Here is a 14401-nt window from a genome sequence, read left to right as displayed (position 1 = left end):
AAGTGGTCTTTATCTAAAATATTTAAAGCTTTTGTTAAATCAATATCAACTTCACTTTTCTTGTGCCATGGAAGTTCAGTCATCCAATCTAAGTAATTTCTAACAACAGTAGCCTCTGCTGACATTGGGCTCATTGATTTTAATTTTTTTAATTCTGATAAACATTTTGTTTGAACATTTTTGGGCATTTTAGCTTTCATTATAGCTTTATTTAAACTTGTTATTTCAAAAACAGGGTTTAATGATAAATCATCTCCTATAATCTCCAATGTAGATAAACTGACTAAACTAGTAATAGGATCTGGATTATCGAGCTGAGAACTAATGACTAAATTACCTGTTATTTCTGTATAACCTATCGCTCCAAAATCTTCTACGTCTTGTTGGGTTAACAATTCGACATCACCATCAAAAACATTGGCAACGGGTTCTGAAATAGGATCATCTGTGGCACAGGAGATGATACATACAAATGCAAGTAATGCTATATAATTTTTAAACATACTGATTGGTTTAGTGTTATTTAAACCAAAGATGAAGGATTCAAAAGAAAAACAAGGATATACCGATAATTGTTTCCATAAGGACACAAATAATAAGGATCAACATTTTTAAAACGTTAAACAAAATACCCTAAAAACAAAACCCACCCTCGACAAAAGTCCAGGATGGGAAAAAAATTGCTATGAAAAAGAAAAATAACGTTAAATAGTGTTTAACGTTATTCAAATATAAGTTTTTTTTATAAACCTATAGAAAAAACCTTTAGAAAAATTGACAATTTAACAAGATCTACGAAAACATATCCTTTACTTTCTCAAAAAAAGATTTATCTTCTTTTTCTGGATTAGGGATGAAGTTCTCATCTTTAGCCATTTTTTCAAAAAACTGTTTTTGCTCTTTAGTTAATGTTTTTGGAGTCCATACATTGACATGAACTAGTAAATCTCCTTTACCATATCCATTTATCGAAGGAATTCCTTTTCCTCTAAGACGTAGTATCTTTCCGCTTTGTACACCCGCTTCTACTTTGATACGAACTTTTCCAGTGACCGTGTCAATTTCTTTTGAGCTTCCTAGAACAGCTTCACTTAAACTAATGTACATATCATAATGCAAGTTATCCCCTTCTCGCTGTAAACTTTCATGTGGTAGCTCCTCAATAGCCACTAGTAAGTCTCCAGAGATTCCGTTACCCGGAGCATCATTTCCTCTCCCTTGTACTTTGAGTTGCATTCCGTCTACAACCCCAGCTGGTATTTTAATGCTTACCGTTTCTTCTTCTACTTTTAGTCCTTGTGCATCTGCTCCTTCTGGACGTTTATCAATACTTTGTCCAGCACCTCCGCAAGTTGAACAAGGAGCTGAGGTTTGCATACGTCCAAGTATCGTGTTTTGCACACGTGTTACCTGTCCAGAACCCTTACAGGTTTCACACGTTTTATAGGTGACACCAGCTGCTTGCTTTTTGCGTTTTACTTTAATCTTCTTTTCTACACCTTGTGCTATTTCTTCTAGCGTAAGCTTTACACGAATACGTAAGTTACTTCCTTTGACTTGTCGTTGTCCGCCTCCGCCAAATCCACCAAATCCTGAGAATCCACCGCCGCCGCCAAAGGCACCGCCAAAAATATCTCCGAATTGACTGAAAATATCATCCATATTCATACCGCCTCCAGCACCACCAAAGCCGCCACCTTCAAATGCTTTATGACCGTATTGATCATAACGAGCACGTTTTTGCTCATCACTTAAAACCTCATAAGCTTCGGCTGCTTTTTTAAAGTTCTCTTCAGCAACAGTATCCCCTGGGTTCTTATCAGGGTGAAACTCAATCGCTTTTTTACGATATGCTTTTTTAATTTCTGCTTGAGAAGCATCTTTTGAAATGCCTAATATGGTGTAAAAATCTTCTTTCATATATATTACTCAGCCTACCTGAGTATCTTATTAGTATAATCTCCTATTTTTCACTTTAGTATAGACTGCAATTTTGATTGATAGCTATGGTCTATTTCAAAATTTATTTTCCAGTCACCACTTTAGGAAAACGTATAATCTTATCTCCTAATGCATATCCTTTTTCTACGACATCTACAATCTTGCCTACCATCTTTTTATTAGGTGCTGGTATTTGGGTAATTGCTTCGTGTAACTCTGCATCAAAAGAATCGCCTACTTTTACTTGAGTTTCTTCAAGCCCTTTTGATTTTAAGGTTTCCTTCAATTTATTACTTATCAGCCCTACCCCTATTGCAAGTTCTTTGTCTTTTGCTTTTTCTATCTCAGCCATCGCACGATCAAAGTCATCTATGACAGGAAGTAAGGATTGAATCACTTCTTGTCCAGCCGTTTTAAATAGCTCCAAACGTTCTTTTGTTGTACGACGCTTATAGTTTTCAAACTCTGCAAAAAGTCTCAAGAATTTATCTTTTTCTGCTTCCAGATCACGCTTTAATTGATCTACTTCGCTTATCGCTTCTGTAGCATCATTTTTTATTTCAGTTGTAGCATCTTCATTTGATTGTGCGTCAACATTAGTATCTTCTATTTCTGGTGTGTTCTCTTTATTTGCCATAATTGGTGACTACTTCAATTTTTAGTTGAGGTGGCAAAAGTACTGCCAATTCTGAAAAAATGTCAAAATGTCATTGTATAATTATCAACTTATTTTTTTGAGCCAACACATATATTTTAATAAAAAATTAAAATATATGTGTTTTTCTATTGTGTACCTTCGCACTTTCTTAACATCAAAACAAAAAAATTTATGAAAAAGTTAATTACAAATACTTTTATTATTATTGCAATTCTGGTAAGCACTATTGCCTGTAAAAATGAAACTAAGAATGAAACTGACGCTACCAATGCAAAAGAAGTAGCAACACCTGAAGCACAAGCTACTACATATACCGTAGACACAGATGCTTCTATGATTATGTGGAAAGGGTCTAAGCCTGCAGGTACTCATACTGGAACTATCAACCTACAGTCAGGATCTGTTCAAGTAGCTGGAGATGAAGTTACAGGGTCTTTTGTGATCGATATGAGTAGTATTACAAATACGGATCTTGAAGGAGATAGTAAAGCTAATTTAGAAGCTCACTTAAAAGGAACTGCCGAAGGTAAAGAAGATCACTTTTTTAATGTAGCTGAGCATCCAACCGCTTCTTTTGAAGTTACAGGTGTTACAGAAGATGCAGGTGTAAAAATGATGCAAGGAAACCTTACGATAAAAGGGATCACAAAAAACATAGAATTTCCTGTATCATACGCTATCAATGGTGATATGATGACATTGGATAGTAAAACATTCACTATAGACCGTACACAATGGGGCATCGAATTTATGTCAAAAAGCATCCTTGACGATCTTAAAGATGGATTTATAAGTGATGACATGGAAATTACTATTTCGCTTAAAGCGAAAAAAGCTTAAGCCATTTTACATAACATAACAAAAAGCCATTTCTTTGCGGAATGGCTTTTTATTTTATAAAAGGTTTTCGATGGCTTGTTCTACGGTAGGATACGTAAATACAAAACCAGTCTCCATGATTTTTTCTGCAGACACCAATTGACTTTCTAGTACAATTGCAGCCATCTCTCCTAGCATTAGTTTTAATACTTTCTCAGGAATATTGGGCAAAAAAAGTGGTTTTTTAATTGTTTTTGCAATTACTTTTGTCAACTTTTCATTAGTAACAGGATTAGGAGCAACGCCGTTATAAATACCCGTTAGTTCCTTATTTAATAGCTGCATATAGATGCGTGCCATATCTTCTATATGAATCCAAGATTGCCATTGTTGCCCGCTACCTAAAGGAGCGCCAGCAAAAAATCGGATGGGTTGTACTATTTTAGGGAGTGCTCCTTGATTTTTATCCAAAATAACACCTGTACGAACCAGGCTCGTGGCGATATCTAACTTTTGAAATTCTACGATAGTTTCTTCCCATTCTTGCACTACTTCTCCTAAAAACCCCGATGCATAGGTTGGGTATTTTTCGTTATACAATTTAGTAGATGAAGAAGGATAGCCTCCTATGGCACTAGCAGATATGATATGTTTTACAGAAGGTGTGTTTCCGCTTTCGCGAAAGCGAAATAAGGCATCATATAGCATCTGCGCACTTTTGATGCGACTATCTTTAATAAGTTGTTTGTTTTCAGGCGTCCATTTTTGAGCAATAGACGCGCCTGCTAAGTGAATAATAGCATCGACTCCTTCCAGAGACGTTACATCCAATTCATCTGTAGAAGGATTCCAGTAAAATCCTTTATAATCTGGTTCTGAGCTTATTTTTTTCTGAGATGTAGTAAGGTAATGTACTGTAATACCTTGCTCTCGACACAGCCGAGTCACTTCTTTACCTACAAGCCCAGTAGCTCCTGTAATAAGTACTTTCATCTAAAAGCAATTTTTTACAAGATACTGTCAAAAGATATATTGTAAAATTTCCTTATGAGATATTTAACTTTTATATTAGTAAAACACAACTCCCCTAAGAACAATACATATTCTAAAATATGATTGAAGATATTGACAAGACTCAAAACATATATAATTCTTTGAAATATAAATATTTACTATTTATATTATTAATTTTTATAGCATCTTCTACTGCTAATTCTCAAGAAAAAGCACTCCAAAACTATAAAACGACTGAAGAATCCAAAGTAGTAGATTCTCTTAGAGTACTTTTAGAGAAGGAGTTTTATGAAAAAAATTATGATAAAGCTATTGAGTATGGAGAAAGAGGTTTAGAGATCGCTGAAAATATAAATTATTATAGAAGATATGTATCAACCGCCAGTTTCTTAGGATCTGCTTACCTGAGTGTGGAAGACACTACAATGGCTAGAATTACTTTTACAAAATCTATAGAGAAAGCCAAAGAATTGGGAGACTCAAAGAGTAAAATAATATCCCAAATAGATGGTGCAAATTTTTATGCGCTTCAAGATAATATAAAGTCTAAAAGAAAGGCGATAGAACTCTATACATCTACAATACCTCTTGCAGACTCCTTGAATGACACCAATTCTCTTTTAATATTACATTTGAATGCAACAGAAATACTCATAGATCTAAAAGAATTCGAAATTGCAAATCAGTATGTAGATAATACTAAAGAATACATTACAGATAGCACGTTTATCGGCTTTATTGGAAGTCAAGAATTGAACGAAGCAAAACTAAAATATCATAATGAAAATTACCTAGAGGCTATAAAAAACATCAATGAGAGTGAGAAAATCTTCAAACAATTAAACTATACAGAGGGACTCATAGATGCATACAATTACAGATCACTCATTTATAAAAAAATAAAAAAATATAATCTTGCTTACCTCTCAATGGTGACTTTAGACAGCTTGAAAGCGGCAAAATATAAAAATGACAAAATAAATGCTATAGAAACTGTTACGGCTAAATTCAAACTTGCTGATATAAACGAAAAGCTAAAACAACAAGAAGAAGTTAGTAAAATAAGAGAGCGAGAGGCAAAAAGAGAAACTACTTTTTTATGGATTAAAATAGCAGCTGGAATCTTGTTTTTCTTTTCAATATTTTTACTTTACTCCTATTTAAAAAGAAAAAAGTTGGTAGTGAGTCTTATTGAAAAAAACAAACAATATTTAGAGGCTAAGGAGAATAGTGAAAGACTATTTAAAGCAAAAAGTGTTCTTTTTTCAAATGTAACTCATGAATTACGTACTCCCATGTACGGTATTATAGGTATTTCTAATATGCTTCTTAATGAGGATGATAAAAAAAATCAAAATTCCAGCATTAAATCCTTGAAATTCTCAGCCGAGTACTTATTAACATTAATAAATAATATCCTTCTGTTTAATAAATTTGATTCTGAAAGTCCGTCTGCTAATATACCATCAAAAAAAACTAATTTTAATATAAGAGAACTAGTTCAAAACGCTGTTAATTTATCAAAATATCTTAGCGAGAAAAATCCAAACAACTATACTATTAACATAGAAGATTCTGTTCCAGATACTATCAGTGGAAATCGAACGAAAATATCTCAAATTCTAATCAATTTACTCGCAAACTCAGCAAAATTCACAAATAATGGAGAGATATCTATTACAGTCAATAGCACCAAAATAGATGATTTTACTATTGATTTGTATTTTACTATACGTGATAATGGAATAGGAATCTCTAAAGATAAGCAAAAGTTTATTTTTGATGAATATGCACAAATTGGCGAAGGCGAGGAATTTATGGGTACTGGCTTAGGCTTACCTATTGTTAAAAAATTATTAGAAGAGGTTGGAAGAGATTTGATTTTAAAAAGTGAGATTGGTAAAGGTACTACAGTTTCCTTTTCCATAAATTTTGATATCTGCTCAAATAGGAACGAAACTATTAATCCAAATTATAAATTAATTAAACCATTTAAAAACAAAAAAATTCTTATTGTAGATGATAATAAAATAAATCTTTTAGTGAGCCGGAAATTTATAGAAAACTATGGTGGTTTAACTACGATAGTTGACAATGGATTGGATGCTATTACACTAGAGAAGGAAAATGAATTTGATCTTATATTGATGGATATCAATATGCCAAATATGAATGGTTTTGAAACAACATCCAAAATTAGAGAACATAATATTTCTATTCCAATTATTGCACTAACTGCTGTAGAAAAAGAAAATGTAGTGGGTCAGAAACTATTCGCTAACATGAATGATATCATTGTCAAACCTTTTGATGAAAATCTAGTTGTTCCTTTGTTACTACAATATTTATAAGCTTAAAAGTGTTAATCGAATTTATTTATTCTTCATAAAAGAATCTATGAAGCGACTACTATTTATTTACCCCCATATTTTATTAACTGAGATCAACATATCATTGTTGTAGGAAAGTTTCATTGAAATCTTGCTATACTAAGGTATATACTTTTATGTGATTAAAATCAGTTGTTAGTTCCTACTCATAATAACCCATCTTCCGGGTGTACCAGCTCCTAAAGAAGCATCATACATCACTTGTACCATTTCATATTGGCCGATAATGAGAGTAGTACCGCCTGAAAGAAGAAATTGATTCTCTTGTGATGAGTTTGAGTCTTCGCTCCTAAATCTTATATTTCCGCTTACAGCCATGATATAAAAAGTCTTCCCGTCAGCTAATAGTGGACTACCCGCTCCAGAAACATCAATACCTGTAATTGTTAAATTGCCACTGTTAGAAGGGATTTTAATTACAGATCTATCACTGTTTGTACCTCCTGGCCAAATCACTAAGTTTAGATCATCAGCCTCAGAATCATCTACGGGTTCTATGTCTCCAATTATTTGATAAGTACGCTGCCTGATTACATTACCATCTATGTAAAGATTGTCACCTAACTCTAGGTTAATAAGGTTGCCATTTACATCTGATCCTACTACATATCTAGGATTTGCTTGTTCGTCGACGGTCATACTTCGAACTCTAATGGTTCCGTTTACATCAAGGGTACTAGTGGGATCGGTTGTATTAATTCCAACTTGAGCATAAGAGGTAACACTTATACATAGAAGTATAACTAAAATAATCTTGTTAATTTTCATGATTTAGGGATTTGAAAATTCCTTCAAATCTACACATTTTTATTTTACTTCTTTAACTCAATCCATGCAAACTTATAATTTCATGAATTTTAATGATTACTCTTTCCCATCTACGTAGTCCTGTAAATAGGCATAGCGAGGTGTTAATTTACCATCTTGAGTCATTAAAGCACGTTCTAAAATACCATGGGCATCTCCATTAAAAAAGGCTGGAATTACGTGTTTTATAAACATTTCTCCAAACCCTTCACTAGCGTCTTTTGGTAATTCACAAGGGAGGTTATCTACTGCCATGACCGCTATAGCGTTCGGTGCTGTAAATTCAACTTCGGTTTCTGTTTGAGGATCATATCCATAAAAAGGAGCTGCAATAGTAGAAGCACGTAGTGTACTTGCCACAGGACCATCTATATCACATGAAATATCTGCTACTAAGCTAATTTTAAAATCAGGATGCTTAGCATCTTCTCGGGTAAACAAATAGGGAGCGCCATCTCCATAAAAATGCCCAGCAATAAAATAATCGGTTACTTTGGCATACTTCATAAAATCACTTTCATATCCAGAAGGATCTTTATAGAAAACAAACTTATCCATAGGCTCTCCATCAATACGTTTGTTATATTCTGTCACATCTATAAGGCAGTACACAGGCTCATCAAACTCTTGATCTAAGTATTGAGCGTCTGTTACTTCTCGTATTTGAAGATGATCTAAGATTTCTTTGACACCATTAGCTACCTTTCCTGTTCCTGAAAGGGTGATTTTAATATTAGGAAGTGTGATTTTATCCAACTCTTTTTTCACCTCATCTAGATCTTTTAAAGTTTCTACTTTAGGTAAGTTAAATAAACCATCACGAATGCCTAATAATCTGAATCCATTGTATGCGCCTACCAATCCTGCATACCGACCAAATCCTATTAATCTAGCACTATTTTTTTTGGTAATTACTTCGTGATCATACATCTCTATATGCTTATCCAGCATCGCGCGCAATAACGCTCTATTATAAGGTTGTTTTTTAATGGTATGACTAAAGAAGAAATATTTTTTGTTGGGAATAAGTGCATCAATAGGCACTTCTTTTACGCCTAACATGACATCGGCGTCAGATACGTCTTGAGTAACTTCAAACCCTTCTGATTGGTACGCTTGATCTGAAAAGATTCTAATATCGGAGGATTCGACTACAAAAGAAGCTTCTGGAAATTTTGATCGTGCTTCTGCAAGCCTTTGTGGTGAAAACACAACTCTGCGATCTGGTGGATTTTTACGTTCTTTTATAATGGCAAACTTCATGGACATCTATTTTAGTATCGGTTGATTTGTCAGGTGGGTACTTTGGTACGTCTTTTGACATAAATATATAGCAAAGATATGGGTTTAAGTCCTATATTTGCGGACTTGTTTTGTTTCCGCTTTCGCGAAAGCAAAAACAACTCAAACTCGAATTTTATTTTTGAGATTTGAGGATTTGTTCTTTAAAATATTGGGGTCGATTTGGTTTTGACAGCGAGATTAACCAGATAGTAAGCACGTCGAGCGCTGGGATATAGCTCGTAAATCTCATATTTCACACTTTTTAAACGGCGAGAATAACTACGCCCTAGCTGCATAATCCGAATCACAGTAGGATAATGCCTCGGTCTACAAGGTAGACAAGCAGGAAGTCACTCGAGAGCCTTGGTTTGCGGCAATCGATATAGTGACTTCGTAAAAGTAAACCTAGCTTTTGTAGGATCTTGATACAATCGCGAAGCTTAATTGAGAATAAGGCGATCTTTGGTAGTTTCTGACCGGTGGTTGCACGAAAACTAATTAGAAACTAAGCGTGTAGAAAGCTGTTTTGTTACTTGTTTGGACGGCGGTTCGAGTCCGCCCGACTCCACAAAACAACCCCGTATACATTGATATACGGGGTTTTATAATTCAAGTTGACAAAATCGTTGACAATTACATATAAACTACTCTTAATAAAATAAGTTACAAATGATAAGAGAAAAATTCAAAAAAGCTTATTATTAATATTTCTACCTACGAAATTTACCCTATGGTAACATAAGTGCTTAAATTACACTTATGAGAATTATCATCTTTCATATTTAGTCCAGAACATAATCAATAAACCCCATAATAAAATTGTAGGGAGATAATAAAAAAGAACCCATGCTTCCTAAAAGGATAAAACAATATAATAGGGGTAAAATAATTTTAAAGAACAGAAAAAATAAGATTGACCCTACAATACTAGTAATATCCTTTGATAAAGAATCTATAAAAGCATCGTACACCTTTATGTTTTCTGAATGGTCAGGGAAGAAAAAATAATTTATTAAAAATGGAATTGACATAATTAAAAACATTACAGCCTTACCAAAGTATTCTTTATCTTTAATTGAACGATAAATCTTTATTGCTATTGATATAATCTTAAATCCAGTTAAAAACCCCATAAATATATAATATACTTAAAATCAAATATATAAACTAATTTTGAATATTTCATGTCTGAAATATTTTTTGATAATTAATAGTTTAGCCACTTCTTTTTGCAATTCTCTCACCCTTAACGCAACCTTAGCGTTGTTAGACACCTAGATTCGTTTTTTAATTATTCCTAGTTGTGATAGGTTCGGGTTTTTAGTTATCAGATCTGACATTGTGATACTCATAAAACGGGGTGCGCTTCTTCAAACTGCGTATTAGCAACTTAAAAATAGACCTCACTTGTTTTTAAACCCTATTTTCTTGTAAAAGCATCTTTTTTGAATTTGTATATTTGATGCTATGAACGTACGCCTTAACGAAGATCAAAAAATCCAAATCTTAAATGCACAAGATGTATATAAGATTATGCAACAAGTCCTATTACGTCAAAACAAAATACGCCGTAGTCAGGAATATTTTTGGGTGATAGGATTAGATAATCAAAACAATGTCTTATTTGTTGAGTTAATTAGTATAGGAGGTCAAAACCGCGTAAATGTATCTCCTCCTGATGTATTTAGAATGGGTATCTATAAGCTTGCTCTAAAAATGATTTTAGTACATAATCATCCTAGTGGGATTTTAAAACCTTCTGAGGGCGATAAGAACTTTACAGATCGTCTTTTGAAGGTAGGAAAGATCATTGATATTAAAGTGATAGAACACCTCATCATTACAGAAACCGATTATTACAGTTTTGCAAATAAAGGTCATATTGAAGAATTTGAAAACAATGGTCTTTACGAACTTGTACGCAAGGAAAGTGAAGAAATGAAAGCTTTCAAATTAAAACTTGAAAAAAAAGAAGCTGAAAAAAATAAAGCTTTTGAAATTGCAAAACGTCTTAAAGGTTTAGGACAGGATAATGATTTTATTAAGAAAGCTACGGGGTTAACTAAGCGTGAGATTGATAAGATATAATCATTGGCTCTACTCAATAAAGTCTTATTTATTTTATTTTCTAAAATCGCTTTAAAACTAGAAGGCACTAAATAATATATATTGTTTCGCTTGAGCGAAACAAACGCTTTGTTGCGTAATAGTGGAGGTCTATACCCTATTTAAACCCATGCTATCTTTATGACACTTTTGAAATAAAGCATCCCATATAAGGGAAGTTACTCAAAGTATGGACTTTATATACTTCTAAATTACTATAGTTTTGTTCTTTCAAACGCTACAGAATGAAAAGAGTTTCCTACAATACATAGATTAAACATAGTACGCGTCACGGACTTTTAGAAGATATATTGACTAAAAGGAAATAGCTCTGAGTCCAATCTCTAATATTTTTTAATGGAAACAAGAGTCTGACCATAAATACCAATACAGCGAGGTCAATGAAATTCTTACCCAAGAATTAGATCTTTTTAAAAGATTAAATCAATCAAGCTGTAAAACATAAAAAGCAAAGCCGATAAAACAACTTTGCTTCTAATGTAAATTCTAGTTTTCAAAGACTATTTGCAACTATCTCATTTTGTGAACAATCCCATAAATAGGGCGCATTATTGTAAAGTGACCATAGAGATAGCAGGGTATTACTACCTATAATCGTGGCGGAAAATTATGTGGTGTGTATTATGGTAAACGTAAGTTCAGATTAAAACGAAGTCTTGATATTGATCCCGAACTATTACTATTAAGAGATAGGTTTAAAGAGCGATCTGCATCACTTTCCAAGCTTCGAAAGAAATTGGAACGCAACAGATCAAAAGGAAGAGACCGTTAAAAAAGCGCTCTTTTTTCTTGGATTTAGAGAATAGAATAAAATTATAAAAATAACAATGCGTTGATAATGTGAATGTTATATTTTTTTGCTAATTTTAAATTAAAAACAAAACTATGAAAAAAATTATATTCTTCTGCATCACTCAAATTCTATTGTCATTTAATATTAGTGCTCAAAACATCTATGTCACTCCAAATGGAACAGCATCTCAAACTGATCCAGATGCAGGTACTCCAGATAATCCTTATAATCTAGATGATGCATTGTTTATTGCAAATAATGGAGCAACCTTATTATTAGAAGGCGTTTTTCAGAGAAGTACTAATGTTTTTGGGATTAATAAAAATGGTTTGACTATTCGTCCTGTAGATGAAGATGCAATTGCTATTATTCAGGCAAATGAAGATTTAGCCGATACAAGTATTTTTCTTTTTACGCTTAATGAATCTAATGATATCACCATTGAAGATATTACTTTTAAAGGTAGTCAAGACCCGACTTCTAATGGCCTTTCATTATTAAACCTAGGCAATAACAATAATGTCATTATTGATAATGTCACTATAGAGGAGAATTGGGGAAATAATGGCGTAGGCCTTAATATTTTTGGTAGAGGAGATACTGTAATAGTTCGGGAATGTAATTTTAGAAATATGGGTTGGACAAATGATGTAGACAGTTCTCCTTTTTTTGTAATTGGACAAGATGAGGATGGGAATGATATTTTTAGTTGCAACGACTCTTCTGGAGCGGTGGTTATTGGTAATGAAAATGATGGTTCATATACCAATATTACTTTTGAAGAAAATAATTTTAATAATTTAATTACAGGTTGTGCTGAAGCTCTTACACTAACAGGTAATGTAGATGGTTTTATGGTCAAAAATAATATCCTTTCTGATAATTCTAATATAGGTATTGCCCTTGCGGGACATTATGATACAGTTCAAGATTGTGATTTCACAGTAAATCCCCCTGTTTGTATTGATTTAGCAACTGAACTTAATCAAACCCGAAATGGTTATGTTACAGGCAATGAGGTAATACGTTCGATTTTCCCTCAGAATCTTTCTACCCCAGCGGGTATCTATTGCGATGGATGTAAGGATGTCATTATAGAGCGAAACCTTGTTAAAGAAAGTGGTGTTGGGATTTCAATAGGTGTTGAGAATGGTGGTGGATTTACAGCAACTAATGTAACGGTTATTAACAATAAACTAATTAGAAATGTTTTTGCAGGTTTGACTTTAGGTTCTTCGTTAAATATTGATAACGTAGGGGAAGAACCTAGTTCTGTGAATGATTGCATTATAAGAAATAACACTTTTTACAGAAATGGGACAAGCGATAACTTCTTTTTTAATCAAGAAGTTTTAATTAGTCGTTCGGATAATAACCATTTTTTTAATAATATTCTGTATGTAGATAATAATTCGATGGGAATTATAAGTGCTGTTTTAGAGATTGGGGGTGTTCCAACCAATCAGGAAGCTACTAATTTTATGATTGCTCACAACCTCTATTTTAGAGAAAATGAATCGCAAGAGGATTTAGTAGTTTCGGCAGGTAGTCCCTTACCATTACCTAGTGGAGCCTATTTTGAAAACCCCGAATTTATTAATCCTGATGCAGATGATTTTAGTATTTCTAATTCTTCAATCGCTGCAAATGCAGGGCTAGTGGGTACTCAAATAACCTCAGAGGAATTAGATTTTTCAGGAAACTTTAGAATCTATCAAGACACACAAATTGATATAGGTGCTTTTGAAACAACATCGACCGACCCACCAGTAGATCCAAACTTCTTCGAATCCAATATCATTAATTTTCAAATTCCTAATCAAGAAGAAAGTGTTATTGATATAGATAATCATACCATTTTAATAACTATGCCCGATGGTACTAATATCACAAACTTAATACCAGATGTTATTGAAGTATCCTTTGCGGCTGATGTAAATCCTGCTGAAGGAGTTGCTCAAGATTTCTCTGAGCCATTTACCTATCAAGTAACAGCAGGTAACAGTTTTACACAAGATTGGATTGTTACTGTAGAATCAGCTACTCTAGGGCTTTTAGAAAACATAAAAGACTCATTCCAAATTTATCCTAACCCTAGTAATGGAATAGTGTTTTTAGGTATAAATAGTGAAGTAGTTGAGGAAATAACAATTAATGTTTACAATTTGAATGGAAGTTTAATTGATCCAGCTATTCATTTTAAGAATGGCAGTACCTTCCAAAACAAACGTTTGGATTTTAAAAACCTATCTAGCGGTTTATACATAATTACTATTGAGGCAGGAGAACAATTCAAGACTTTCAAATTAGTGAAACAATAATTTCATTTCCATAAAATGATAAAAAAAAGAGGCTTTTATGCCTCTTTTCTTGTGATTGTTTGTGAGGAGTTTGAGGAAGCATCCTCAACCAGATGTACGTACGGCACTACAATCTCTATGACTCTTTTGAAATAAAGCATTCCAAATAATGTAAGTTACTCAAAGTATGTGCTTTATATGATTTTAAATTATTATAGTTTTGTTCTTTCAGACGCTATAGAATGAAAAGAGTTTCCTACGATACATC

11 protein-coding genes and 1 other RNA gene are annotated in these 14401 nt (G+C 33.2%); 6 read left to right on the top strand and 6 right to left on the bottom strand.

All coding sequences use genetic code 11. The features are described from left to right. The 3 genes from Q0505_RS13825 to Q0505_RS13815 form a co-directional block, all read right to left on the bottom strand. A partial coding sequence (locus Q0505_RS13825) for a hypothetical protein (RefSeq protein ID WP_366519421.1) occupies positions 1-503 on the bottom strand: 503 nt, incomplete at its 3' end. 289 nt (positions 504-792) lie between these two features. Next, positions 793-1920 (bottom strand): molecular chaperone DnaJ, encoded by a 1128-nt coding sequence (gene dnaJ, locus Q0505_RS13820; protein WP_299213859.1) that lies wholly within the window; start codon positions 1918-1920, stop codon positions 793-795. Positions 1921-2023: 103 nt separating this feature from the next. Continuing rightward, positions 2024-2578: a nucleotide exchange factor GrpE gene (locus Q0505_RS13815; RefSeq protein WP_299213857.1), complete on the bottom strand. Its 555-nt coding sequence runs from the start codon at positions 2576-2578 to the stop codon at positions 2024-2026. Positions 2579-2770: 192 nt separating this feature from the next. Here Q0505_RS13815 and Q0505_RS13810 point away from each other — a divergent pair, with 192 nt between their 5' ends. Then, on the top strand, positions 2771-3439 hold the full coding sequence (locus Q0505_RS13810; protein ID WP_299213855.1) for a YceI family protein: 669 nt from the start codon (positions 2771-2773) through the stop codon (positions 3437-3439). A gap of 54 nt (positions 3440-3493) precedes the next feature. Here the strand turns inward: Q0505_RS13810 and Q0505_RS13805 are convergent, their stop codons facing one another. Further along, positions 3494-4411, bottom strand: a complete 918-nt coding sequence (locus Q0505_RS13805; protein WP_299213853.1) for a TIGR01777 family oxidoreductase — start codon at positions 4409-4411, stop codon at positions 3494-3496. A gap of 119 nt (positions 4412-4530) precedes the next feature. Here Q0505_RS13805 and Q0505_RS13800 point away from each other — a divergent pair, with 119 nt between their 5' ends. Next, positions 4531-6783, top strand: a complete 2253-nt coding sequence (locus Q0505_RS13800) for a response regulator (RefSeq protein WP_299213851.1) — start codon at positions 4531-4533, stop codon at positions 6781-6783. A 174-nt stretch (positions 6784-6957) separates the two neighbouring features. On the opposite strand, the gene Q0505_RS13795 is transcribed toward Q0505_RS13800, so the two are convergent. Beyond that, positions 6958-7590 carry a hypothetical protein gene (locus tag Q0505_RS13795; RefSeq protein ID WP_299213849.1) on the bottom strand — a complete coding sequence of 211 codons (633 nt, stop codon included), beginning with the start codon at positions 7588-7590 and terminating at the stop codon, positions 6958-6960. Between the two features lie 96 nt (positions 7591-7686). Then, on the bottom strand, positions 7687-8892 hold the full coding sequence (locus tag Q0505_RS13790) for an NAD(P)-dependent oxidoreductase (RefSeq protein ID WP_299213847.1): 1206 nt from the start codon (positions 8890-8892) through the stop codon (positions 7687-7689). 192 nt (positions 8893-9084) lie between these two features. Between Q0505_RS13790 and ssrA the strand changes: the two genes are divergently transcribed. The 4 genes from ssrA (at position 9085) to Q0505_RS13770 (ending at position 14154) form a co-directional block, all read left to right on the top strand. Next, positions 9085-9484, top strand: a transfer-messenger RNA (tmRNA) gene (gene ssrA / locus Q0505_RS13785). 896 nt (positions 9485-10380) lie between these two features. Beyond that, complete coding sequence (locus Q0505_RS13780; protein WP_299213845.1) at positions 10381-11001, top strand: JAB domain-containing protein; 621 nt, start codon at positions 10381-10383, stop codon at positions 10999-11001. Between the two features lie 655 nt (positions 11002-11656). Beyond that, positions 11657-11812, top strand: coding sequence for a hypothetical protein (locus Q0505_RS13775; protein ID WP_299213843.1), 156 nt, complete (start codon positions 11657-11659; stop codon positions 11810-11812). A 113-nt stretch (positions 11813-11925) separates the two neighbouring features. Further along, entirely contained in the window at positions 11926-14154 is a 2229-nt protein-coding gene (locus Q0505_RS13770) for a T9SS type A sorting domain-containing protein (RefSeq protein WP_299213841.1), read from the top strand. The last annotated feature ends 247 nt before the right edge of the window (positions 14155-14401 follow it).

It is taken from the genome of uncultured Dokdonia sp., assembly GCF_937910895.1.
In the GTDB taxonomy this organism is placed as follows: Bacteria; Bacteroidota; Bacteroidia; order Flavobacteriales; family Flavobacteriaceae; genus Dokdonia.
This window is presented reverse-complemented; position numbering and strand designations above follow the sequence as displayed.